General features: G+C 38.7%; 1 pseudogene. It reads right to left on the minus strand.

Annotated features, from left to right (window positions below):
* Positions 1-253, minus strand: a pseudogene (locus AOA60_RS29515) (tRNA (adenosine(37)-N6)-threonylcarbamoyltransferase complex transferase subunit TsaD); the annotation flags it as partial.

Raw genomic sequence — 253 nt, forward strand, 5'->3', positions numbered from 1 at the left:
GATACAACAAGTGTCAGTAACGGAAATGTCAGTTCATCAACAATATGGTTTGCATAAATATGACCTGCGATGTGATGAACACCTATAAGAGGTTTATCTTGCGTAAAAGCTATTGCTTTTGCTGCATTAACACCGATGAGAAGAGCCCCAACAAGACCTGGTCCTTCTGTCACTGCAATGGCGTTTATATCATCAAAAGTAGCTTCTGCTTTTTTCAAAGCCTCTTCAAGAATATATGTAATCTGTTCCACAT

The organism is Pseudomonas sp. 2822-17, assembly GCF_002742485.1.
GTDB lineage: Bacteria > Pseudomonadota > Gammaproteobacteria > Pseudomonadales > Pseudomonadaceae > Aquipseudomonas > Aquipseudomonas cyclaminis.